The 21,991-nt window shown below is 64.9% G+C and carries 20 protein-coding genes and 3 pseudogenes; 12 read left to right on the forward strand and 11 right to left on the reverse strand.

The window, feature by feature from the left end:
* Positions 1-8: 8 nt before the first annotated feature.
* The 4 genes and pseudogenes from W823_RS33285 to W823_RS33300 form a co-directional block, all read right to left on the reverse strand.
* The gene (locus tag W823_RS33285; protein WP_023954483.1) at positions 9-1,337 is read right to left on the reverse strand and encodes a hypothetical protein; all 1,329 of its coding nucleotides are present in this window, start codon (positions 1,335-1,337) and stop codon (positions 9-11) included.
* Positions 1,334-1,567: a hypothetical protein gene (locus W823_RS33290; RefSeq protein WP_023954484.1), complete on the reverse strand. Its 234-nt coding sequence runs from the start codon at positions 1,565-1,567 to the stop codon at positions 1,334-1,336. The genes W823_RS33285 and W823_RS33290 overlap by 4 nt, the downstream gene beginning before the upstream one ends.
* Positions 1,567-3,401: pseudogene (locus W823_RS33295) on the reverse strand (hypothetical protein). Before W823_RS33295 ends, W823_RS33290 begins: the two are co-directional and overlap by 1 nt.
* A gap of 311 nt (positions 3,402-3,712) precedes the next feature.
* A complete protein-coding gene (locus W823_RS33300; protein WP_023954485.1) occupies positions 3,713-4,735 on the reverse strand; it encodes a nitronate monooxygenase in 1,023 nt (340 codons plus the stop codon).
* A gap of 98 nt (positions 4,736-4,833) precedes the next feature.
* On the opposite strand from W823_RS33300, the gene rnhA reads away from it, so the two are divergent.
* The 5 genes from rnhA to W823_RS33325 all read left to right on the forward strand — a co-directional run bounded on the left by rnhA (position 4,834) and on the right by W823_RS33325 (position 8,793).
* Positions 4,834-5,319 carry a ribonuclease HI gene (rnhA, locus tag W823_RS33305; protein WP_023954486.1) on the forward strand — a complete coding sequence of 162 codons (486 nt, stop codon included), beginning with the start codon at positions 4,834-4,836 and terminating at the stop codon, positions 5,317-5,319.
* Entirely contained in the window at positions 5,316-6,233 is a 918-nt protein-coding gene (locus tag W823_RS33310; RefSeq protein ID WP_023954487.1) for a D-isomer specific 2-hydroxyacid dehydrogenase family protein, read from the forward strand. The genes rnhA and W823_RS33310 overlap by 4 nt, the downstream gene beginning before the upstream one ends.
* 160 nt (positions 6,234-6,393) lie before the next feature.
* Complete coding sequence (locus W823_RS33315; protein WP_023954488.1) at positions 6,394-6,603, forward strand: dodecin; 210 nt, start codon at positions 6,394-6,396, stop codon at positions 6,601-6,603.
* 116 nt (positions 6,604-6,719) lie between these two features.
* Complete coding sequence (locus W823_RS33320) at positions 6,720-7,829, forward strand: sorbosone dehydrogenase family protein (protein WP_023954489.1); 1,110 nt, start codon at positions 6,720-6,722, stop codon at positions 7,827-7,829.
* Between the two features lie 193 nt (positions 7,830-8,022).
* A complete protein-coding gene (locus W823_RS33325; RefSeq protein WP_023954490.1) occupies positions 8,023-8,793 on the forward strand; it encodes a GAF and ANTAR domain-containing protein in 771 nt (256 codons plus the stop codon).
* Positions 8,794-8,801: 8 nt separating this feature from the next.
* Here W823_RS33325 and W823_RS0127595 read toward each other — a convergent pair whose 3' ends face one another.
* The 3 genes from W823_RS0127595 to W823_RS0127600 all read right to left on the reverse strand — a co-directional run bounded on the left by W823_RS0127595 (position 8,802) and on the right by W823_RS0127600 (position 10,586).
* Positions 8,802-9,089, reverse strand: a complete 288-nt coding sequence (locus tag W823_RS0127595; RefSeq protein WP_152537960.1) for a hypothetical protein — start codon at positions 9,087-9,089, stop codon at positions 8,802-8,804.
* 118 nt (positions 9,090-9,207) lie between these two features.
* A complete protein-coding gene (locus tag W823_RS33330; protein WP_023954492.1) occupies positions 9,208-9,591 on the reverse strand; it encodes a VOC family protein in 384 nt (127 codons plus the stop codon).
* A gap of 74 nt (positions 9,592-9,665) precedes the next feature.
* On the reverse strand, positions 9,666-10,586 hold the full coding sequence (locus W823_RS0127600; protein WP_023954493.1) for a GGDEF domain-containing protein: 921 nt from the start codon (positions 10,584-10,586) through the stop codon (positions 9,666-9,668).
* A gap of 421 nt (positions 10,587-11,007) precedes the next feature.
* Here W823_RS0127600 and W823_RS33335 point away from each other — a divergent pair.
* The 3 genes and pseudogenes from W823_RS33335 (at position 11,008) to W823_RS33345 (ending at position 15,442) form a co-directional block, all read left to right on the forward strand.
* Positions 11,008-11,759 (forward strand): annotated as a pseudogene (locus tag W823_RS33335) (isocitrate lyase/phosphoenolpyruvate mutase family protein).
* A 51-nt stretch (positions 11,760-11,810) separates the two neighbouring features.
* Positions 11,811-14,699 carry a DEAD/DEAH box helicase gene (locus W823_RS33340; protein ID WP_031331199.1) on the forward strand — a complete coding sequence of 963 codons (2,889 nt, stop codon included), beginning with the start codon at positions 11,811-11,813 and terminating at the stop codon, positions 14,697-14,699.
* Entirely contained in the window at positions 14,696-15,442 is a 747-nt protein-coding gene (locus W823_RS33345) for an SWIM zinc finger family protein (RefSeq protein WP_023954497.1), read from the forward strand. Before W823_RS33340 ends, W823_RS33345 begins: the two co-directional genes overlap by 4 nt.
* Positions 15,443-15,460: 18 nt before the next feature.
* Here W823_RS33345 and W823_RS33350 read toward each other — a convergent pair whose 3' ends face one another.
* Positions 15,461-16,318: an SDR family oxidoreductase gene (locus W823_RS33350; RefSeq protein WP_023954498.1), complete on the reverse strand. Its 858-nt coding sequence runs from the start codon at positions 16,316-16,318 to the stop codon at positions 15,461-15,463.
* Positions 16,319-16,436: 118 nt separating this feature from the next.
* Between W823_RS33350 and W823_RS33355 the strand changes: the two genes are divergently transcribed.
* The gene (locus W823_RS33355; protein WP_023954499.1) at positions 16,437-16,814 is read left to right on the forward strand and encodes a helix-turn-helix domain-containing protein; all 378 of its coding nucleotides are present in this window, start codon (positions 16,437-16,439) and stop codon (positions 16,812-16,814) included.
* 112 nt (positions 16,815-16,926) lie between these two features.
* Positions 16,927-17,877, forward strand: a complete 951-nt coding sequence (locus W823_RS33360) for a triacylglycerol lipase (protein ID WP_023954500.1) — start codon at positions 16,927-16,929, stop codon at positions 17,875-17,877.
* A gap of 27 nt (positions 17,878-17,904) precedes the next feature.
* On the opposite strand, the gene W823_RS58570 is transcribed toward W823_RS33360, so the two are convergent.
* Positions 17,905-18,066, reverse strand: a complete 162-nt coding sequence (locus W823_RS58570; protein ID WP_235189346.1) for a hypothetical protein — start codon at positions 18,064-18,066, stop codon at positions 17,905-17,907.
* 364 nt (positions 18,067-18,430) lie between these two features.
* Between W823_RS58570 and W823_RS33365 the strand changes: the two genes are divergently transcribed.
* A complete protein-coding gene (locus W823_RS33365) occupies positions 18,431-18,862 on the forward strand; it encodes a DoxX family protein (protein WP_023954502.1) in 432 nt (143 codons plus the stop codon).
* A gap of 59 nt (positions 18,863-18,921) precedes the next feature.
* Here W823_RS33365 and W823_RS33370 read toward each other — a convergent pair.
* Positions 18,922-20,048 (reverse strand): annotated as a pseudogene (locus W823_RS33370) (citrate/2-methylcitrate synthase).
* A gap of 100 nt (positions 20,049-20,148) precedes the next feature.
* Here W823_RS33370 and W823_RS33375 point away from each other — a divergent pair.
* Positions 20,149-21,408, forward strand: coding sequence for a citrate synthase (locus W823_RS33375; protein ID WP_023954503.1), 1,260 nt, complete (start codon positions 20,149-20,151; stop codon positions 21,406-21,408).
* A gap of 99 nt (positions 21,409-21,507) precedes the next feature.
* On the opposite strand, the gene W823_RS33380 is transcribed toward W823_RS33375, so the two are convergent.
* The gene (locus tag W823_RS33380) at positions 21,508-21,990 is read right to left on the reverse strand and encodes a PPOX class F420-dependent oxidoreductase (protein ID WP_023954504.1); all 483 of its coding nucleotides are present in this window, start codon (positions 21,988-21,990) and stop codon (positions 21,508-21,510) included.
* Between the last annotated feature and the right edge of the window lies 1 nt (position 21,991).

Genomic DNA, 21,991 nt, shown 5'->3' on the forward strand with positions numbered 1-21,991 from the left:
CCGGGCGGTCAACCGCCGAACAACAGATACAGACCGAGGAACGTATACGCAACCATCGTCAGCAACAGCGCCAACTGGCCGGTGCGCTGGTGACGTGCCGGAAGAAGTCGCAACGACGCATCGTGCGCGGCTATGACTGCGGCGATGTGACCGGCGAGGACAAACCCAACCTTGAGCGTGGCCGCCACGGTCGGGTGTTGTGAGAGAACATAACCGGGGTGGGCGTCCTGGAGCCACAGCACATTCCACCCTCGGCCGAGCGGATCGCCAAGAGCCAGGAACGTCTCCTGCCCCTTCTCCACCAGATATTGCAGATAGTGGGCCAGGACGTACCCGATCACTATGGGGATCAGCGTGTGTGCGAGTTGGCCCGGGAGTGCTTGTCGTTGCGCCGAACTCACGCCACCGGTGGCGCGGGTGGCGAGCGTGAAGGTTCCGAACACCACCGCGATGAAGACGACAAGGGCAAGGGTGTGTGCCGCCGAGGAGCCCACATCTCCGCCGCCGATCGACTCCACATAGTCCTTCCACTGGGGAAAGTCGGAGAAGCTGTCGAAAGCGGTGGAGCCGAGCAGCACCGACAGCAGAACCACCGTGCCGGGCAGAATCGGAAGCGTGGTCAGGTGATTCATCGGGTTCCCGACGACGATCCGCCCAGTTGCCCGGTCACGGCCGAATACCGAAAGACGGGAAGCGACAACGCTGTAGACGTCGAACGGGTCGGACCTGGTGAGCCAGCGGTCTCCCCAGACGGCAGCGCCTGCGACCATGAGGACCACGTAGCAGAGCAACCAGATCCGGATGGCCGGGACCGAATCCGGCTCAGGTGAGGCGAGTTCGAGCCAGACGAAAGCGAACAAACCAATGGCTGCGGGGCAGTAGCCCCACGTCATGGGATAGACGCGTGTGCGGTCGGAACGCGATCGTCCGACAACTCGGCTACCGAATCGATAGACGGTGCGGATCGGCGAGATGACTCGCCACACCGGGCCGACCAACACGGACAGAACAACAAGGCCCACCCAGAGAAGCACGTAGAAACTTCCCGCGAAGGGGTTGTCGTCCGCATCCGGCCCGAAGACCCCGGCCATCATCACCCACACCGCGAACACCAGAGCCATCACCGCCGCCACGGTGCGCGTCACCGGAGAATCGACGAAGCGAGCAACCCACAGCGGTGCCGGCCGCCCTGGTTTGTCCGGACCGAACCTCGGTGTACGCCATGCGAAAACCACCACCGCGAACGAGAACGTCAGAGCCCATGCCCCACCGATGAGCACAGACGTGTACGGGATGGGCAGGTCCTCGGATCCGCCCAGGCCATGCGCAACGATCATCCCCGGGCGTCTCCGGCGTTTCCGTCGTCGCGAACGTATTCGTCGCCGTCGTGCTCGGTGGAGTCGCGTTCGACGTCGCCATCGAGACCGGAGCCATCATCGTCGCCGCGCCGTCGATCCCTGACGGCGATGACAACGATCACGATCACCAGAATGAGCGCCGGAAAGAACGCCGGCGCGGCCAACAGCAGCGAGTGGCCGGCCAGATACTGGACGTTGTTGTCGCCCATCAGGTCTGCGGTTGCACTGTCGGTCGCGTGTCCGTACGGGCCCCGGTCTCCTGCTGCCTGTTGTTGATCCGGCCGGCACCCCACGACAGCGCTGCGATCAAGATCAACGAGCACGCCAACACCACCAGGCCGGCGACCGTGAACAGCCAGCTCGGGTAGTCGAAGCTGCGCTCTCGCTGCAAGATCTTGATCTCGGGCATGAACTCACGTGTCATCGTCGATTCCGCAGCCACCTCAGGGGCGCTGATGCCCGGGTCGGCGGGCAAGAAGATCGGCACGGCGGTCATCGTCGTGCCATCCTGCACGCGCAGAAGCGTTTTCCACGTCCCCGACACCGGCACCGGCTCGGTGGACCGGTAGATGCCGGCACCGACGCGTTCGAGCGGATCGATGAAAAGACCGCGGTCGTTCTCGATGCCGCCCTGCCACGAGAGGATCGACACCCATTCGGGGTCGTCACTGACCAGCCCAGGCGGGTCGATTGTCACCTCGGCCGTCACCATGCGACCGCCATTGCTCGGCACATCGGTGAGTGTGATTGTGGCGCTGGCATTCTCAGGCACCTCGGTGCGCAACCCGTTGGCTACGGCCCCTCCGACGATCAGGACCGTGAGCACCACTGCCACAGCACTGAGGCGGGGACGCGGCAGCGGCTCGCCTCGCAAGACGACGGCCAACAGAGCGCCGCACACACCGGTGGCGATGCTGACCGGGATCGCCATGGCCAGGGCTTCTGCCCACATCCCGGTCGGCCACGGGTAGTGGTACACCGCATCGATCCACCACGACTCGATCCACAGACCGAGGGTGGCCACGCCGAGTCCGGAGACAGCCCCGAACAACACCGGTCGTCTCACCAAGGGCGTTAGGGCCAGCAGTTCGACCACCACGGCCGGGCCGAAGTACAGCGCGAAGAAGTTGATCGGTGCTCCGAGTGCGGGACCGACGACCAGTGCAACGATCCCTCTGATGGCAATTGCGAAAAGGGCTGCGGCGATGGCTGATCCGGGTCCGAGCGTCATGCGGACCGCGACCAGGGCAAACGCTGCCGCGCCGGCGATCATCATGGGCTGCAGGACAAGCCGGAACTGCTCGACACCGAAGTCGTACTCGATCTGGAAGACCGACAGGCCGATGACAAGTCCGCCGAACGCCATGCACCGAGTGAGCCAGTTGCCCCACCCGTCGGCCGGCGCATTCTCGCCCATCGCGGCGCGGCCCTCACGGTCGAGCAACACCACTGCGATCAGCGACAACCCCGCGCCACCGATCAACATCAGGTGGGTGGGGCCCCACAGGGTGACGTCTTGGCCGAACATGCGGTGCCAGATGTCGTCGAGGGGGAAACCGACCAGGGCGTAGAAGCCACAGCCGGCCAGCAAGATGCCACCGACGGGTGCGTACCAGGTGCGGGTGATCCGAACGGCTGCCGGACCGGGCTTGTCGTACGGCAGGAAGACGGCCAGCATCCCCGCGATGAAGAGGAGGAACAGGCCGACGAGGATGAAGTAGTGAGCAGGGTTTGCCAGCGGACCCTCGTCGCGACCTTTGCCGATGTGCAGACTGACGTCCCAGATGAACCCGAACAGCGCGCAGATGATGGTGCTGGTGACAGGAAGATGGGCAGTGCCGCCCACGGCGGTCGGTTCAGGCGGCGCCCGGCCCACTCAGCCGTAGACGCGAGCCAGGTTATCTTCCGGGTGCGGTGGAGATAGCCCACCCAGAGCAGGATCACCGACACCACCCCGGCGGCCGCACTCATGCCGAAGACCTGATCCAATGCCGCTCCGCCGCCCTCGGACGCCGCCAGCACGTTCTCACCTTGTGTCAACATCGACTCCCCGCCACCTCACACCACACTGGGCCGAATCCACTCATCCGAGGATTCTCAGTAAAAATACAGTAAACGCACGTGCACCCACAAGGGGACGAAATGACTTCTGCCTGCAAAAACGCAGGGACTGTACGAATCAAGTTCAGTGCACAGCCGTACACTGGAGGTAGACGAGGCCGTCGGGCTCCGCCGTCTGTAACCGTGCGTTCACCTGACTTTGTACGTTACAACGCCGGGTGTCAAGATCCATTGGGTCTCGAAGTCAGATCACCAAGCCATCCAGGTGGATCGGCGAACGGCCCGGGACAACCTCAGAGGGCCGAGACGAGCCTGGCCACGATGGATTCAGCCGTACCGGAGGTGGCGTTACGAAAGTCCGTACCGGCCCAGAGGTTCGTCGAGTGCGGATCACCCGCAGCGACCGCAGCCTTCCGCAGGGGCCCGGTCAGATGGTGGATCTGCGGGTAGGCGAACGGCGCGGAAGGGTCGTGTTCTTGCATGAACCGGTTGTAAAGACCCCTCGCGTAACGGCCCGAGAACGCTCGTGTGACTCCCGTCGTCGTGAACTCGGAATCCACCAGGGCGGCGCGGTGCACGGCATTGGTCCCCGCCTCGTCGGCGAGCAGGAACGCCGTGCCCACCTGGACCGCCCGTGCGCCCAGGGCGAGTACCCGGCTCACTTCCTCAGGAGTCGCGATGCCTCCGGTCGCGACCACATCGACTCCCCGTCCGACCACGTCGGCGAGGAGCTCGTCGAGGCTGCCCGGTGCGGGTTCAGCGGTGGGGTCGAAGGTCCCGCGATGCCCACCGGCGCCTGGGCCCTGCGCCACCAGCGCGTCGACTCCGCGGCCGAGTGCGATGTCCGCCTCGGTCGACGTGGTCACGGTGCCGAGCGTGAAGATGCCCGCATCGGTGAGTCGGCGGATCTCGTCGGCCGTGGCGCATCCGAAGGTGAAGGACACCGCGTCGGGCTTGAGGTCGAGCAACACCTCGAGCTTCTCCGCCCAGGCGTCGTCGTCGTATCGCGGCTCACCGAGCGAAGCACCGAACTTGTCTGCCAGTGGCGCGAGTTCTGCTGCGTAAGCCTCGATCTGCGCCGGATCACCGGCATTTGGTTGCGGGACAAAGAGATTGACCCCCAAGCGCCCCGACGTCAGAGACCTCGCCTCCTCGATGTCCGCGGCCAGCTTCTCGCCGTTCAACAGGGCTCCGGCCAGAAAGCCCATACCGCCGGCATTTGTCACCGCAGCCGCAAGCGCCGGCGTGCTGGGCCCACCGGCCATCGGAGCGCCGATCACGGGGGCGTCCAGGTCACGAAGGTCGAAGGTGGGCACGTGTTACCTCCCGGGGATCTGAGCCTGCGGTCACCGGCTCGGGTGTGCGGCAGTCGGGCTGCTGCATTCGGTCTCGACGCGACGGTAGCCTCTTCGCCATGGCCGACGACATCGACATGGCGACTCCGATCGAGATCTCGACGGACGGAGCATGCCTCGGCAATCCCGGGCCGGGCGGGTGGGGCGCGGTGCTGCGGTACAAGAACCACGAGAAACAGTTGTCGGGCGCCGATCCTGCGACCACGAACAACAAGATGGAATTGACCGGGGCCATCAAAGGACTCGAGGCACTCAAGAAGCCCTCGAAGGTCATCCTCTATACCGACAGCACCTACGTCCGCAACGGGATCATGAAGTGGGTGACCGGGTGGCAGAACAACGGCTGGCTCACCAAGGACAAGAAGCCGGTCAAGAACAGCGATCTCTGGCGTGAGCTGATCGAGCAGTGCGCTCGCCATGATGTGGAGTGGCGCTGGGTAAAGGGTCACGCCGGCGACCACTACAACGAGATCGCCGACCAGCTCGCCACCACCGCTGCGAGGGCATTGCGCGACGGCGGACCGACGGGCCAGGTGGCCGGATGACCGCCCCCATCCCGGTGGCTCTGCTGCCGCACACAGATTCACACCTGTCCGAGGCCATAACATCGGCAGGCGGCACTCTGGCCGACCTCGCGGACGCGCGCGCCCTTGTCTGGGTCGGGAACGTCGACGGTTTCCCCGAGCCGCTGCCCGACTCGATCGAATGGGTGCAGCTGCGGCTGGCAGGCATCGAGTCGTTCCTGCGCGCGGGATTGCTCGACGATCGGCGGATCTGGACCAACGCGTCGGGGTTCTACGCCGAGAACGTCGCCGAGCACGCTCTCGCGCTCTTGCTGGCGGGCCTTCGCCAGATCAACGTCGCGGTCCTGCGGCACTGGGATGAGAAGGCCATCGACCCGGCTGTGCGGTCGCTACACGGCTCCACGGTCGGGATCATCGGCGCCGGTGGCATCGCCCGGTCGCTGATACCCCGGTTGAAGGCCTGCGGAGCCCAGGCGATCGCGGTCAACAGATCCGGCCGGCCCGTCGAGGGCGCCTCGAAGACGCTGCCGGCGAGCAGGATCGACGAAGTGTGGGGTCTCATCGACCACGTGGTCCTCGCGGCTCCGGCCACCGACGAGACCAGGCACCTGATCAACGCCCGCACGCTCGCTGCGCTGCCCAGGCATGCCTGGTTGATCAACGTGGCGCGCGGGCCGCTCGTCGATGAAGCTGCCCTGCGGGATGCACTGCTGGCTGGTGAAATCGCCGGCGCAGCGCTCGACGTCACCGACCCGGAGCCACCCGACGCCAACGATCCGCTGTGGGACCTCGAGAACGTGATCATCACCCCGCACGTGGCCAATCCGTCCGCGGGACTCACCCGCACCATGGCGCCATGGCTGGCCGAGAACCTACGGCGTTTCGCCGCAGGCGGCGACATGCTCGCGGTGGTACATCCCGATGCGAGCTATTGATTCTGCCGATGAGTGAGACGCGGCGGCCGGCCGAGAAATAATCTGCGGCACCGTAATGGTTGCGCGGCCTCATGAACATCGGGAGGCTGAAGGCGCGGCATGTTTTCGGTGTCGAGGCTGAGCCACAGCCTGATCACACTCCAACAGAATCGAGATTGGCATGAGCGACAACGTGTACCGGGTCACCGAAATCGTCGGTTCGTCGACCACCAGCTCAGACGATGCCATCAAGACCGCGCTGTCACGGGCTGCGCAGACACTGCACAACATCGACTGGTTCCAGGTGGTCGAGACGCGCGGCCATGTGGAGAACGGCGAGATCGCCCACTTCCAGGTGACGGTGAAAATCGGCTTCAAGCTCGAGGACTGACAAGCACGCCGGCGTCGGCGCGGCGTCCGGGTACGGTTTTCACAGGAGCCCAAACCGGACACGGCCGGCGTCGGCAAGGCGCGTTCACCCGGTACCTCCCCGACCGGAAGACGCGCATGACACATAGATTCAGCATCGCGCTGGCGGTGGCGGGTGCGCTGCTCGTCGCCGGGTGCGACACCCCTGACAACGAACGATCCACTGATCCGGGTGCAACCTCGCAAGCGACCACCCCTGCCTCCTCTTCGGCAACTGTCGCTCCGGCCGGGGCGCCGACGGACCTGGTGACCGGGCTCGACGCGCCATGGTCGATCGTCTTCGCCGACGATGCACCGCTCATCAGCGAACGCGACTCCGGCAACATCCTCGAAGTCGTCGGCGACCGCACCCGGGTGGTCGGCGCGGTGGCTGATGTCGCACCCGCAGGCGAGGGCGGGTTGCTCGGTCTCGCCATGCGGGAGGAGATCCTGTACGTCTACTTCACCAGCGACGACGGGGACAACCGTGTCGTGAGATACCGCCTGACCGGATCAACCGGAGGTCTCGGACTCGGCCCCGTCGAACCCATTCTTACCGGCATCCCGGGCGGACGAACCCACAACGGCGGCCGTATCGCATTCGGTCCCGACGGCATGCTCTACATCTCCACCGGCGACGCCCAGGACCGGCCGAAAGCGCAAGATCCCGCCAGTCTCTCCGGCAAGATCCTGCGGATCACCCCGGATGGAGACGTGCCCGCCGACAATCCGACAGCAGGCAGCCCGATGTGGTCGCTCGGCCACCGCAACGTCCAGGGTCTGGCGTGGGCAGCCGACGGGACCATGTTCTCTTCCGAGTACGGCCAGGACACCTGGGATGAGCTCAATGTCATCGAGAAGGGCGGCAACTACGGCTGGCCCCGACTGGAGGGCGGAGGCGAGCAATTCGACAGCATCTACATCGACCCCGTCCAGCAATGGAATCCCGACGACGCCAGCCCCAGCGGCATGACCATCGCAGGCGACACCATCTACATCGCCAATCTACGAGGCGAGCGATTGCGTGCGGTACCCGTGGCCGCTCCCGAGACCGCACGCGATCTCTACGTCGGCGAGTTCGGTCGTTTGCGTGATGTCGCCGTGGCCCCCGATGGCTCGCTGTGGTTTCTCACCAACAACACCGACGGGCGGGGCGACGCACGTTCGGGCGATGACCGCATCAAACGGGTGCCGGCCCTCCCCAACTGACCACAAGACGCACCGATACGCGACGAATATCGTTGTGTCACAACGTTTTTACCAACATCTCAAGTTCAGCCGCCTATCCCTTGCGACGGCCGAGGGGCAGGCACGTCGGCACCGTTTCCGGTGATGTTTGGTTATCCTCGCTCACGGCTATTCGCCAAGAGACACAGATGCGCGCCTCAAGGAGGGAGATCGAGTGGGCGGCGGGAAAGATCACGATGTCCGCGGCGCCGGCCAACCACGCACTGGCGGTTCCGTCTCGACGGGGTTGGGACAACTCTGCGAGGACGTGGTGCACGCCGCCGGTGTTGATGGAGCCGCACTGACCCTCCTCACCACATCGAGCCGTGTTCGCGACCTGGTTTATGCGACCGACGCTCTGGCCCAGCAGCTCGACGATTTGCAGTTCACGCTCGGCGAGGGTCCGTGTCTGGATGCCTACGACAACCACGACGCCCGGCTACTCTCCGATCTCGACAGTCGAACGGCGAGCCCGTGGCCCACATTCGTCGGTGAGGCGTTCGGCCTCGGTGCTCGTGCCGTGTTCGCCTTCCCGGTGGCCGCCGGAGGGACGCCTCTGGCTGTGCTGGAGTTGTACCGTCGCACAGCCGGCGCGTTGAGTGCCGATGAGTACGCTGCCGCGACGGCGACTGCGACGGCTGCCGGGTACACGGTCACCCGCAATTGGCACGATTACCTCGCCACCCAGGGCGACTACGACGACCGGGTTGCCACGGCCGCAGCCGATATGAGTCAGGCACAAGACCACACCACGGACAGGTTCTCCCGGTCAGACGTCTACCTCGCATCCGGCATGGTGGCAGCCCAATTGTCCGTGTCTGCCGATGAAGGGCTGGCCAGGTTGCGGGCATTCTCTTTCCGGCACGATCGCTCACTCAAGGACGTCGCGGACGATGTGGTCGCCCGGCGGATGAACCTGCGCACCCTCGACCTGGAAGATCACTGAGCACGCGCTCAGGAGTTGAGTTCGATCAGCCCGACCACTCCGAGCACTCCGCCCAGCAGCCCCGACATCGACAGCAATATCGTCAGGTCACTGCCGCTGATGGAGATGCGCGGTGTCTCGCGGGGCGCGATGCTGCGGGTCGTGCGCGTGACAGAGGGCCGGATCGGCCGGTGGCCCCCGACGGTGGGGTCCCACAGCAACCCGGTCATCTCGCGCGGAACGGTCGGCCGCGCATCGCGACGGACGAGTACTGGCCTGAGCTGCGATTGACGACCCGGCCACTCAAGAAAAGTCACACTGTACATTCTGCCGGTTATCGCAAACTCGCGTCGTCTATCGCGAAATGTTCATCCGTTCGACTCACGGACCTTACCGGCGATGAGGGTGCCGAAGCAGCGGCGTCACCTCCGGCCGTCACACCCCGATGATCGAAAGCACATTCCCCGATGGGTCCCGGAACCATGCAATGTCCGGACCCTGGTCGTTTCGAGATCCGCGAAAGACCCCCCGCTCGTCTTGGTCGAAGTCGTCGTACCGGTCGAACTCGACCCCTCGTTCGGTCAGCGCGGTCACCGCCGCATCGATATCGGGGACCTCGAAGTTGAGAATGGTGAACACTGCCGGTTCGTGGTCGGGCTTGGGATACACCAGCACGTTGGTGCTTCCGGTCAGGTGCAGGTTGAGCAGCCCCATCGGGCCGTCCTCGACCTCGAGGCCAAGTGTCTCGGAGTAGAAACTCCGGGCCTCCTCGATGTCCTTGACCGCGAACCCACTGAACGCGTTGTTGATGTCGAGCATGTCGATCCTCCTCGCCGGCGGTCACCGCCGATGGTCATCCCCTTGCCAATACCGACCACCGATGTGCCCTCAACTCATCGGTCGACCCCGGCGCTCTTCGGCGGCAGATCGTGCTCGACGGCGGGTGGCGCAAAGGTCACCGCATCTCCTCCGCCTTTCTTCGACTGGTACATCGCGGCGTCAGCCGATGGCGCGAGTGCACTCAGCAGAGCGATGGTCGGTCGAAGGCGTCCGGACTTGGTCATGCAGTGCGCCGCCACGGCAACCCCGACGCTCACCGTGATCGGGTAGGCGTCATGCGGGTTGCGCAGCACGATCCGGAGCCGTTCGGCGAGATCGACCAGCTGCTCGACTGAGCCCGTGACGGCGACCGCGAACTCCTCGCCACCGACCCGGGCCACCAGCGCTGCCGGACCCGCCGTCGCGGAGAGTCTGGAGGCGGCGAGTGCGAGGACGGTGTCGCCCGCGTGGTGCCCGTGCTGATCGTTCACCGTCTTGAACTCGTCGATGTCCAGCATCAGCACGGCCAGCAAGGTCCGGGGACCGTCGTAGCGCAGCTGGGGGAAGTCCACTTCCAGGCCGCGCCGGTTGCGGAGTTGCGTCAGGTGATCGCGAAACGCATCGCTGGCGTCGTGGCCGAGGTTCAGCAGGCCGGACTGCATCATGATCGGCGCCGACAACAGAACCGACAGCAAGACTGACAGCAGGGCGGATGCGATGAATACGTCTTGCCCGGGAGTAACCATCACGTTGAGGTACAACGCCACGGTGGTCGACGTGGCGAACGCCAGGTGCGCAGCCAGCCATCGCGGGCTGTGAAATGCGCTGATGTGGGCGGCGGTCACCGCGAACAACACGCAGCCGGTCATCGCGACGAACGGGTCGGCGAACGTGAACAGCACCACCGCGACACCCACGTCGCAGTAGACGAGGAACAGCTGCGCAGCTCGTCTGGACGGCCATGGGCCCCGGAGCCAAGCCAGGCCGACGACCATGCTGCTGACCGCAGCAACCGCGACCGCACCTTGCGCGGCGACGGTGTCGCGTGGACCGGCCGGGGGACCCCAGCGACAGCAGCGCGGCCACCCCGTAGAAGAACGACCACATCCCGACGGCTTGGCGGTTGACGACCAGGGATCCGCGCGAGCGGTGGTAGTTCAGCGTCCACTGATAATCGAACGGTTGCCGCCACCACCTCCGGATGAAGTGCATGCGGCGTCTCCAAGCAGTTAGTGGGCGGTACGAATCAACACGTGAGCAGGCTGCGAAAATGTCACTCTGTCAATTCGGCATCGAAGGGTCGCGAGACTGCTCGGTGAGATGCAGACCACACAAGAACCGGACGTCGCCGGTTCGATCGTCCAACATGTGGGAACCGATGGAATGGCCGCTCGGACGGGCGTAGTTGTAGAAACCATGACTGATCTCGCAAGCAAGGCAACCACTCTGCTCGAACTCCACCAGCCAGGAAATCCGGTGATCCTCCCGACGGTGTGGGATGCGTGGTCGGCGAATCTCGCCGTGTCCGCCGGTTTCACGGCGCTGACCGTGGGCAGTCACCCGGTGTCGGATTCGATTGGCAAGGCCGACAACGAGGGCATCACATTCGATGAGTTGATCACCCGCATCAAGCAGATCACCGAAGCTGTCGACGTACCGATCTCGGTCGACATCGAGTCCGGCTACGGCGAAGACCCCAAGCGACTGATCGATGGCCTGCTCAGTGTCGGCGCCGTTGGTCTGAACATCGAGGACACCGTGCACAGCGAGGGTGGCCGTCTGCGTGAGGCACAGGAGCATGCCGACTTCGTCGGAGCACTGCGTGCAGCATCGGATGCCACCGACACCCACGTGGTGATCAACGCCCGCACCGACCTCTTCGTCAAACAGGTCGGCGATGAAAACGACCGCGTCGACCGCGCCATCGACCGCTTGAAACTGGCGGCCGCCGCCGGCGCGACGTGCTCTACCCCGTCGGCTTCCACTCCGACGACGTCCACAAGCGCCTCACCGCCGAGCTACCTCTCCCGGTCAACGCGATCGGTCACCCCGCCAACGACGACAAGGCAGCCCTGGCTGCGCTCGGTGTCGCCCGGGTCAGCTTTGGTCCGATCCTGCAGATGGTTTTGGCCGAACGCGCTGGCGAGGTACTCGCACGCTGGAAGTGACCAGCGGCCCGCTCGGCATCGGCTGTCGCACCGGCGTGCCACCATGTTGACGTGGTTGCGACAGCGGCGGCGCACGCTTTGTGGCGCTCAGGGGTGGGGTTGTCGTTGTGGTTCACCGACGCGAACGGCGAACCGTGCACCGGCCACGTGCCGGACGGGCTACCGGAGCCGGTCGCCACAGCGGTGTCGGGACGGTCACTGCGGCGCACCATCACCGTTGCCGGCCCCGGGCCCACCCGTCGCGACGTCTCATCGCTGACACTGGGCCCGGCGGCTTCCTGCGACCTGCTGCGGTCGGTGAATGATGATCCTGCCGTCGGTGGCGAATTACGTTATTACCGTTTCCTTTTGGAATCCACCGAGCGTTTCGTCAGTGCCGGGGCCGTCGCTCCGGCGGTGAACCGGGTCGCCGGCGAGTGGGCAGTACGCTGGGCTCCGCTCACCACGGCGGGCTGGCGGGCCTGGCTCTCCACGGCCATCGCGTCCGCGCCACCGGTGATCCTGGAGAACGGCGATTCCACCGCCATCATGGACTTCTGTGGCGAGATGACCGACCACCTCTGCCGCATCCGCTGCTCCGACATCGCCCCCACTTCAGTGCGGTCGAGCCTGGTCCGAGGCCTGTTGCCAGACACCGATTCGCCTGAGATGTCGGCGGAACGGGCCGCGTCCGCCGCGGCTGCGTGGGCGAACTGGGCCGACGGCCTCCGGCAGGGCGAGTCCGCGTTGGTACTCCGGCTGTGCGAGCCCGAAGAAGACGACAACGACGACTCCGACCTGGTGACCCGGTGGCGCCTGCAGGTGTGCCGGCGAACCATGGACCGTCCGGATCAACCCGTGGAGCTGCGCCGGCTGGATCCACATCAGATCGATGAGATCACCACCGAGGTCGCCGGAGCCGTTCGCGCTTTTCCCGACCTCAAAGCCGCCCACCACGACCACCATTCCCTGGATTTCCTGCTCTCCACCGACACGGTGCTGGCTCTGCTCGACACCGGAGTCGCCGCGTTGGCGGACGCCGGGTTCGAAGTACTGCTCCCTCGGTCCATCGCCCATGTGAGGCCGACCCTGACGCTGCGGGGCAAGCCCGAGGGTGGGCCGCGTTCTCGCGCTGTCATGGTGGGACTCGGCGAGATCCGGGACTTCCAATGGCAATTGGCCTTGGGCGACCACATTCTCGACGCCTCCGAACTCGAAGCACTGGCGCGCCAGAAGGGTGATCTGGTCAGGATCCGCGGCAAGTGGGTGCGCGCCGACAACGCGGCCTTGTCGAGGTCGGCTGCGTTCATCCAGACGCAGCGGGCACTGGCCGAGTCAGGTCAGCCGGCCGACATGGGTGAGCTCTTCAACCTCGTCACCGACGGAGACGACCGGCTGCCGCTACCGGTCGGGCGGGTGGAAGGTCTGTCATGGCTCGACGACATCAAGCGCGGTGGGCAACTGGCCCCACCGCCGCTCGAGGCTCCCGCATCGTTGCGTGCCGAGCTCAGGCCCTACCAACACCGTGGGATGGAGTGGCTGAGGCACCTGAGTTCGCTCGGCATCGGCGCGGTGCTCGCCGACGACATGGGCCTGGGTAAGACCATCCAGGTGCTCGCGCTGATCTGCGGCGAAAGTGCACCAGACGGTGCCGGTTCGCGCACAACGCTTTTGGTGTGCCCGATGTCGGTGGTGGGTAACTGGGAACGAGAGATCACCAAGTTCGCGCCCCACCTCACCGTGCTGGTCCATCACGGACCAGGCCGCCTTGCCCACGGGCACTTCGAACCGGCGGCGGCCAAGGTGAATGTTGTCATCACGACGTTTGCGATCGCTTCGCGCGACCGGGCGCTGCTGAGCGCGGTGAAGTGGGACCGCCTCGTGGTAGACGAAGCCCAGCACATCAAGAACGTGAACACCGCCCAGTCCAAAGCGGTGCGGGCGATGTCGGCTCGTCACCGTGTCGCCCTCACGGGCACCCCGGTGGAGAACCGGCTCGAAGATCTTCGTTCGGTCATCGACCTGGTCAATCCCGGACTGCTGGGCACCGCGTCGGTGTTCAAGAACCGCTACGCCGAACCCATTGAGCGCGAACGTGATCGGGATGCGGTACGCAGGCTGTCGGCGGTCACCTCGCCGTTCATCTTGCGGCGGGTCAAAAGCGATCCCAGCGTGATCTCCGATCTACCGGAGAAGACCGAGCTGACCGTTCGGGCGAACCTCACCGTCGAGCAGGCTGGGCTGTACCGCGCCGTCATCGACGACCTGATGGATGCCCTCGGAAAGGGCGAGAGCCGTCAGCCCGGTAGTGAACGACGCCGAACGGTGTTCGCCGCCCTGACCCGGCTCAAACAGATCTGCAACCATCCCGCGCACTATCTCGGCGACGGCTCCCCCATCCTCCGCCGGAACGAACACCGCTCGGGCAAGGTCGAATTGCTGGTGGACATGCTCGAGAACATCGTCGCCGACGGCGAGCGCGCCCTGGTCTTCACCCAGTTCACCGCATTCGGCACCATGCTCGAACCATGGTTGTCCGACCGACTGGGCCATCCCCTGTCGTTCCTGCACGGGGGCCTCAGCCGCCCGGCGCGTGACAAACTCGTCGCCGAGTTCGGCGAGGCGGACGGGCCACCTGTGATGATCGCGTCACTCAAGGCCGGGGGCACCGGTCTCAATCTCACCGCCGCGAATCATGTTGTGCACTTTGATCGTTGGTGGAATCCCGCCGTCGAGAACCAAGCCACCGACCGCGTGTACCGAATCGGCCAGGAGCGCCGTGTGGAGGTACGCAAGTTCGTCTGCGTCGGAACCCTGGAGGAGCGTATAGACCAGCTCATCTCCGACAAACGTGAGCTGTCGGAGATGACCGTGGCCACCGGCGAGAATTGGCTCGCCGACACCGGCGACGACGATCTCTACGAGCTGATGCGCCTGCATGATGAGGCGGTGAGCGAATGAGCCGCAAGAAGAAGGCACCTGAACGCGGTTACGGCCTCACGCCGTGGTCCAAGGCTTTCCTGCTGGCCGTCGAGCCGACTGCCGAACAGCGAAAGATCGTCAAGGCGCGCAGCTATTTTCGGGACCGCAACGTCATCGACCTGGTGATGCGGTCGGGCCGGGTCAGCGCCTTGGTTCAAGGTAGCCAGCTCGACCCCTTCGAGGTGGAGATCAACACGCTCGCAGCCGATCCGGCCACTGTCGTATCCATGCTGCGGCATGAAGGCAAGACAGACGATCTCGTCGCCCTGACGCGCGGCAAGCAACCGCAGTTGCTCGGTTCGCTGGTGATCCCGACCGAGGCGTCGGATCTGCGAGTCGACTGCACGTGCCCCGACGACAGTGACCGCTGTATTCACGTGTTGTCGGTGTGTTTCGAGATCGCGGCGTCGATCGACAAGGAGCCCAGCACCCTGCTCACCGTGATGGGGGTTGAACTCGGCGTCTTGCTGGCCCACCTGCGGGACGCACCATCGGCCGATTCGGCTGAGCCTGACGAAGCCTCTGCACCACCGACCGATATCGACTTCTACGGCGACGGGCGCCAGATGCCGGGACTACCACATCCACCGCCGATCGACGTGTTGTCCGAGTTGGACACCACTGCCCTGACGGCGGCTCTACGCCGATCGGGTTCTGCGGCGATGGATGTGGCACAGGCAGTGGACGAGCTGGCTGACCTCTACGCCCGGATCATCCGCTGAGCGACTCTGTGGCGGGGCTCAGTTGAGAACCGACCTGATGACCTCGGAGACCGGGGTCGACTCCCGTCCGATGAGTGTTTGCAGGTCACCACTTGCCGTGTCCAACTCGCCGCGCGAGATACCGGCGTCCGCATCGGCAAGCATCGCGGCGACCGGACCCGGAAGGCCGGCCTGCTCCAGCGCGGCGGCGTAGTCGGCCTGCGGGAGGTCCTGGTACGTCACTTCTGCGCCGGAGATCTCACTGATGGCCTTGGCGAACTCGGCATAGGTGAGGCGTTCGCCACCACCGAGTTCGTAGATCTTGCCGCCCTGATCGTCGAGCGTGAGGACTGCGGCTGCGGCGGCGGCGAAGTCGCCCCGGGTCGCAGCGGCGAGGCGTCCTTCACCCGCCGCGCCGTACAGTTTCCCGGACTCGACCGCCTGAGGGATGGCTGCCTCATAGTTCTCCCAGTACCAACCGTTCCGCAGCAGCACGGTGGGAACCGACGACTCGGCAAGGCGGGCCTCGGTGGCCTGGTGCTCAGGGGCGAGGGAGATGTTGCTCCGGTCCGCGTTCAGCAGACTGGTGTACGCGATCAGCTGGACACCGGATTGTTCGGCCGCGTCGATGACGTTGATGTGCTGCGCAACCCGCTGGCCCACCTCCGAGCCCGAGACGAGAAGCAGTTTGTCCACGCCCGTCAGTGCCGCCCGTAATGCTGCCGGGTCGCCGTAGTCGGCAGATCGAACATCGACGCCCTTGTCTTTCAGGGCCGCTGCCTTCGAGGTGTCTCGCACCACTGCGACGATCTCGGTCGAGGGCACACCTCGATCGAGAAGGCTGTCGATGACAAGTGTTCCCAGTTGGCCGGTGGCACCGGTGACCGCTGTTGGCATTTCAAATCCTCCGTCTCCAAGCGCCGTTCTCAACGCTACCGTTTCAGTATGCACTTACTTTTAGTAAGCGCAAGCCTATGAGTAACCATCCTGGTCACAGCTGGGTTATCGTGGAGCAATGGCCGACCAGGTGGACAACTCTCTCGAAGCAGACGTCTTCGCGCGCGACTGTTCATCACGCGAGACACTCCAGGACGTCACCGGTCGCTGGGGGCTGCTGGTTCTCGCCGCACTCGCCGAGGGCAGCTATCGATTCAACGCCCTACGTCGGCGGGTCGACGGAGTCAGTGAACGGATGCTGTCGCAGACACTCCAGAACCTCGAGCGCGACGGCATGCTCACCCGCACGGTGCTCGAGGCCATCCCGCCCAAGGTCGAGTACGACCTGACGCCGCTGGGCCGGGAGATCGCCGAACGGCTGCACGGCCTGATCGAACTGGTGCAATCGAACATGGACGTCGTCTATGCCGCCCGCGCCGCCTACGACAACCAGTGACCGTCCCACCCGTCGGGAACTCCTGCCAGATTCACCGATCCCGACTCCCCGCCTGAGCTGCCGGTTATCCTCGAAGCGTAGCTAACCAGTTGCGATGGGCAGTGGGAGCAGAATGCAACGAGCGAAGATCGCCGGGGTGATCGCTGCTCTCGTGTTGACCCTGGGGACCGTGTTCGGCACCGGTCCGGTGGCGGCGAAGGATCCATTGCCCGTCGACTACAACTTCTTCGCCGGTATCCCCAGCGAACTCACTCGGCCCGGCGGCTCCTTGCCCGGGTCCAACGACTGGAATTGCAAGCCGACTCCCGAACATCCGCGGCCCGTCGTTCTTGTGCACGGTACGGGCGGGGGCGCCCAGACCAACTGGGGTACCTACGCGCCGCTGCTTGCGAACAACGGCTACTGCGTCTTCGCCTTGACCTATGGCGCCATCCCGTGGGCCCCGTGGCCGATCAGCGCACTCGGCGGCTTCGCATCCATCGACAAGAGTGCCGCCGAATTGGCCGCCTTTGTCGACAGGGTGCGCGCATCGACCGGCGCGGCCAAGGTCGACATCGTGGGGCATTCACAGGGCACCTTGATGCCCACCTACTGGATCAAGTTCCTGGGTGGAGCCGACAAGGTCGACAAGTACATCTCCCTGGCGCCGTTGTGGAACGGCACCAACGTCGCCGCGGCCGGTGAGATCGCTGCCTATGCCAAAGCGCTTGGGATAGACCAGGTTCAGCAGCAGACCATCGGGGCCATCTGCGCGGCGTGCTTGCAGATGACCAAGGGTTCGGACATGCTCAAGAAGCTGCAGCGTGACGGCCTCTATGACCCCGACATCACCTACACCAACATCATGACGCGCTTCGACGAACTCGTTGTTCCATACACGAGCGGGGAGCTGCGAGCTGAGAACGCCACGAACATCGTTGTGCAAGATGGATGTTCACTGGACTACTCCGAGCACACCGGGATCGCGGGATCTCGCCGTGCGGCGCAGTTCGTCCTGAACGCACTGGACCCGGCGCACCCTCAGGCAGTCGGATGCGAGATCGTCCCACCCTTCACCGGCTGAGTCTCCGACCCCCGGTCGGGTAGGAGTTCATCGGCGGTTGACGAGCGGGATGTCCCGTTGAACCAGCCGAACCCGATCGCGGCCGACCACACCGGGGAAGAAGTAGTAACCCTGAGGTGACTGGACCAAAGTATCGGCGTCAACGCCGGTCACCTCCCACACGTCAACAGGTCCGCCGGTGTTGTTCATTCGAACGAACCAGTCACACTCGTACTCATTGGCAGCGAGAAAGCACCCTTCTTGCTCCGGCCGATCCGAACCGGCGATTCCACGTGCGGCACCCATGAGGCGCCAGTCCAACCCGCTCCGAGAGATGGACGCACGATTCTTTACTGACGTGACATGGAACCGAGTTGGGCACTTGCGCTCCGACGCTTCTGATTGCATCCGGCCATTGTGCTGCTCCGAGAGCTGAGAGCTAAGTCATTTTTCAGCGGGACGAGACCATTTGCCTCCGCCTATGCGACAACAACCGGCGCTGCTCCCGGCGATTACTTCTGTGTTCGGGCACGGTCTCACTTCACAAGAACCGCCACAACACCAGGAGCGCATCATGACCGCCATCGCCGACAACCCAGCCACGTCCACCCGGACCACGTCCCCCATCAGCCGGAGGTCTCAGATCGCCGGCCGAGTGGTGACCGGACTTGTCAGCATTTTGCTGCTCGTCGACGCGATCTCGCACCTGGCATTGCCGGAAGAGGTGACGAAGGCGTCGTACGAGCTCGGCTTCACCGACGGCGACATCGTTGCCATGGGCGTGGTGATGCTGGGGTGCCTTGCGTTGTACCTGTACCCGCGGACCGCGATTCTCGGTGCGGTACTTCTGACCGGATACTTCGGTGGCGCGACCACATCCCACATGATCGATGAAAAGTCGCTCAGCGCAAGCATTTTCCTGCCAGTCGCCGTCGGCATCGCAGTGTGGGCCGGCCTGTGGCTGCGCAGCGCAACGGTTCGTTCGATCATGCCGCTGGTGCGCTGAACACACGATGTCACCCGACACCTGGACCCGGCGAGATCACCTCGCCGGGTCCACCGGGCTCACCGAACAACCGGTGGGCCGACGTATCGGGCGCTCGGCCGAATGATCTTGCGATCCTCGGCCTGCTCGAGAATATTGGCGCACCAGCCACCATCCGGCTCACCGCGAAGGTGGGTGTGAACATCTGTCGGGGCACTCCGCAACTGTCCATGACGACCCCGGCATAGAACTCGACGTTCGCGTACAAAGGACGATTCGGATAGGCCTCGGCCAACACCGCGACCACATCCTTCTCCACGTCGATGGCGAACTCGGCCAGCGGTCCGCCGAGTCGGGACGCGATGTCGCGCAACAGATCCGACCTCGGGTCGTTGGTGCGGTACACCGCGTGACCGAAACCCATGATGCGGCTACGCCCCGCCAGCTGGGCTTTGGCCCAGGCGGTCGCATCGCCGGTCTCGGCGATCTCGTCGAGGGCATCGAGTGCCCGATCCGGCGCGCCGCCGTGTAGGGGTCCGGAGAATGCGCCGAGTGCCCCACACACCGCACTGAAGACGTCGGCGCCGGTCGACGCGATCACCCGGGCGGTGAACGTCGATGCATTGAAACCGTGATCGACGGTGGCGATCAGGTACTGCTCGATCGCTCGTGCGCGCTCTGGCTCGGGTTTCTTGCCGGTCAATCCGTACAACCAGTTCTCCGCGGTCGAGAGGTCGTCGCGCGGTGGTAGCGGATCCTCACCCTCTCGAATCCGGTGCAAGGCGGCAAGAATGGTCGGCGTCATCGCCGTGGCGGCCAGCGAGTCGGCAATCCTCTGATCTGGACCGGCATCCCACAGTGGCACCACCGATGTGGTTGCCGCGGCCGCCGACAACACGGTGCGTAGTCGCGCGAGCATCTGCCGCTCGTTGCCGGCCAGGGCGATCGTGCGTAGCAGCGACGACAAATCCGCTGGAATCGCGCGAAGGGCCCGCGTCGTCACGACAAACGCGTCCAGCTCGTCGGGGTCAGGAAGGCGCCCGTAGACGAACAAGAACCACACTTCTTCGAACGTCTTCGTCCTTGCCAGGTCGATGGCCGAGTACTGGCGATACTGATAGAAGCCCTCGTCACCACGTACATCACCGATCGCGGTATCCGCGACCACGACGTTGCTCAACCCCGGCGGGGCGACCATCACCGACATGTGAATCTCCGATCCATAAGTGTGGTTGTCTGGCAATCACATTCGACCGGTAGTTGCCATGTGTCAATGTTGATCGAATCAATGTGAAGGGACCTCGACGATGGCAGTTCGATCGACCGACCACGCGGCCCATCACCGTCGGCGGCGACCCACACCGCTGCGACACGATGGACGCGACTACCTCACCACCGCGCAAGTCGCCCGGGTGCTCGGCGTCAAAACGCAAACCGTGTACGCCTACGTGAGCCGGGGGCTGTTGACCAGCGCTGCCGTCGACGGGGTCCGGGGCAGCGTGTTCGCCGTCGACGAGGTGGACGCATTGACCCGGCGTTCCGCCGGCCGACCTCCGGCCGGCGTCGTCGAACGTATCCGAACCCAGATCACACTGCTCGACGATGATCACCTCTACTACCGTGGCCAGGATGCCGCCGCGCTCTCCACCTCGGTGGACTTCGAGTCAGTTGCCGCAATGCTGTGGCAGAGCGAGCCAGTTTGGGGTCGAAACATGCTGCCCCGCAGTGTGATCAAACAGTTGAGAGCCCTCAGCAACCCTGCCGGCCGCCGTGTCGACATGGTCAGAATGGCCATCGACGTACTCGGATCCCGCGACAACCTCCGCCACCAGCTCACCCACGATGTGGTGACCCGCAAGGCCGCCGGCATCCTCGACACGGTGGTCGATTGTCTACCTGTCGCCTCCGGTCAGGACGCAATCGGGACTTCACTCGCGGCAAGGCTGTGGCCGCGGCTCACCCCCATCCCCGCCAATCGCGGCCGTATCCGCTTGCTGAACGCCGCGCTGGTCTTGCTGGCCGACCACGACCTGACTGCGAGCACGGTCGCGGCCAGGGTGGCCGCGAGCGCGCGCGGCAGCATCTATTCCGTGGTCACGGCGGGCCTCGGTGCGCTCGACGGGCCGTTGCACGGGGGTGCCGCCAGCAAAGCGTCACGATTCCTGGCCGAAGCGCTGGACGAACCGTCGAGTGCATCGGCGCTGTGGTCGGGGCCTGACCAGGCCCTACCCGGTTTCGGCCACGTGGTGTACCGGGACCACGATCCGCGCGCCGAGGCGCTGTTCGAATTGATGGCCACCACCACCGGCGGCGACCGGAAAGTCATCCGAACCATCGAAGAGTTGCGGGGTATCGCCGGCCAGACCGATGCCGCGTTCCTCAATTCGGATATGGCACTGGCCGCGATCGCGGTTCGCTTCGACATGTCACCCGACGCGGCCGAGACGATCTTCGCGATCGCGCGAATCGCAGGATGGGTCGCCCACGCCATCGAGGAATACGAAGAGCCGAGACTGCGGTTCCGGCCGCAGGGTGTCTACGTCGGGGTGCGACCACCTACCCCGTGAGTCGACTGCGAGCCGTCCCCGCTGGCGCATCGTTTGATCGCCGCGCACCGGTTCAAACCCGTGCGTGCACAAGACGGTGCGTGGCAAACTCCTCCGGAGTCAGTCCTGAGCGTCGAGGCGGGCAGCCACGTCTTCCGGAAATCCGCCGGTGGCAATGGGACTCCAGCGCGACGGGGTGATCCGGATCAGCGACTTGCCTTGCACACGCATCGCCTTGCGGTAGTCGTCCCAGTCGGGGTGCTCACCGGAGATGCTACGAAAGTAGTCGACAAGCGCATCTTCGGCCTCCGGCATGTCGAGCACCTCGGCGGTTCCATCGATCTGGACCCAGGCGCCGTTCCATTCGTCGGACACCACACACACGCTCACCGAGCTGTTACGGCGGGCGTTGGCCGTTTTTGCGCGGCCGGGGTATGTCGATATGACGATGCGGCCTTCCTCGTCCACTCCTCCGGTGACCGGCGAAAGCTGCGGACTGCCATCGGATCGGACCGTACTGAGCAGCATGTGGTGGCGCGGCCGGACAAAATCCAGCAGTGCTTGGCGTTCGACTTCGGTGGTGGTCGCAACTGTTCTGGCCATA

This window comes from Williamsia sp. D3, assembly GCF_000506245.1.
In the GTDB taxonomy this organism is placed as follows: domain Bacteria; phylum Actinomycetota; class Actinomycetes; order Mycobacteriales; family Mycobacteriaceae; genus Williamsia; species Williamsia muralis.

Coding starts and splice junctions, on each gene's coding strand:
- W823_RS33315 (WP_023954488.1), top strand. CDS start 6,394: ATGAGCGACAACGTGTACCGGGTCACCGAAATCGTCGGTTCGTCGACC.
- W823_RS33350 (WP_023954498.1), bottom strand. CDS start 16,318: ATGCCAACAGCGGTCACCGGTGCCACCGGCCAACTGGGAACACTTGTC.
- W823_RS33375 (WP_023954503.1), top strand. CDS start 20,149: ATGGCAGTTCGATCGACCGACCACGCGGCCCATCACCGTCGGCGGCGA.
- W823_RS33290 (WP_023954484.1), bottom strand. CDS start 1,567: ATGGGCGACAACAACGTCCAGTATCTGGCCGGCCACTCGCTGCTGTTG.
- W823_RS33380 (WP_023954504.1), bottom strand. CDS start 21,990: ATGGCCAGAACAGTTGCGACCACCACCGAAGTCGAACGCCAAGCACTG.
- W823_RS33365 (WP_023954502.1), top strand. CDS start 18,431: ATGACCGCCATCGCCGACAACCCAGCCACGTCCACCCGGACCACGTCC.
- W823_RS33355 (WP_023954499.1), top strand. CDS start 16,437: ATGGCCGACCAGGTGGACAACTCTCTCGAAGCAGACGTCTTCGCGCGC.
- W823_RS58570 (WP_235189346.1), bottom strand. CDS start 18,066: ATGAACAACACCGGCGGACCTGTTGACGTGTGGGAGGTGACCGGCGTT.
- W823_RS33330 (WP_023954492.1), bottom strand. CDS start 9,591: ATGCTCGACATCAACAACGCGTTCAGTGGGTTCGCGGTCAAGGACATC.
- W823_RS33345 (WP_023954497.1), top strand. CDS start 14,696: ATGAGCCGCAAGAAGAAGGCACCTGAACGCGGTTACGGCCTCACGCCG.
- W823_RS33360 (WP_023954500.1), top strand. CDS start 16,927: ATGCAACGAGCGAAGATCGCCGGGGTGATCGCTGCTCTCGTGTTGACC.
- W823_RS0127600 (WP_023954493.1), bottom strand. CDS start 10,586: ATGGTCGTCGGCCTGGCTTGGCTCCGGGGCCCATGGCCGTCCAGACGA.
- rnhA (WP_023954486.1), top strand. CDS start 4,834: ATGGCCGACGACATCGACATGGCGACTCCGATCGAGATCTCGACGGAC.
- W823_RS33285 (WP_023954483.1), bottom strand. CDS start 1,337: ATGATCGTTGCGCATGGCCTGGGCGGATCCGAGGACCTGCCCATCCCG.
- W823_RS33310 (WP_023954487.1), top strand. CDS start 5,316: ATGACCGCCCCCATCCCGGTGGCTCTGCTGCCGCACACAGATTCACAC.
- W823_RS33320 (WP_023954489.1), top strand. CDS start 6,720: ATGACACATAGATTCAGCATCGCGCTGGCGGTGGCGGGTGCGCTGCTC.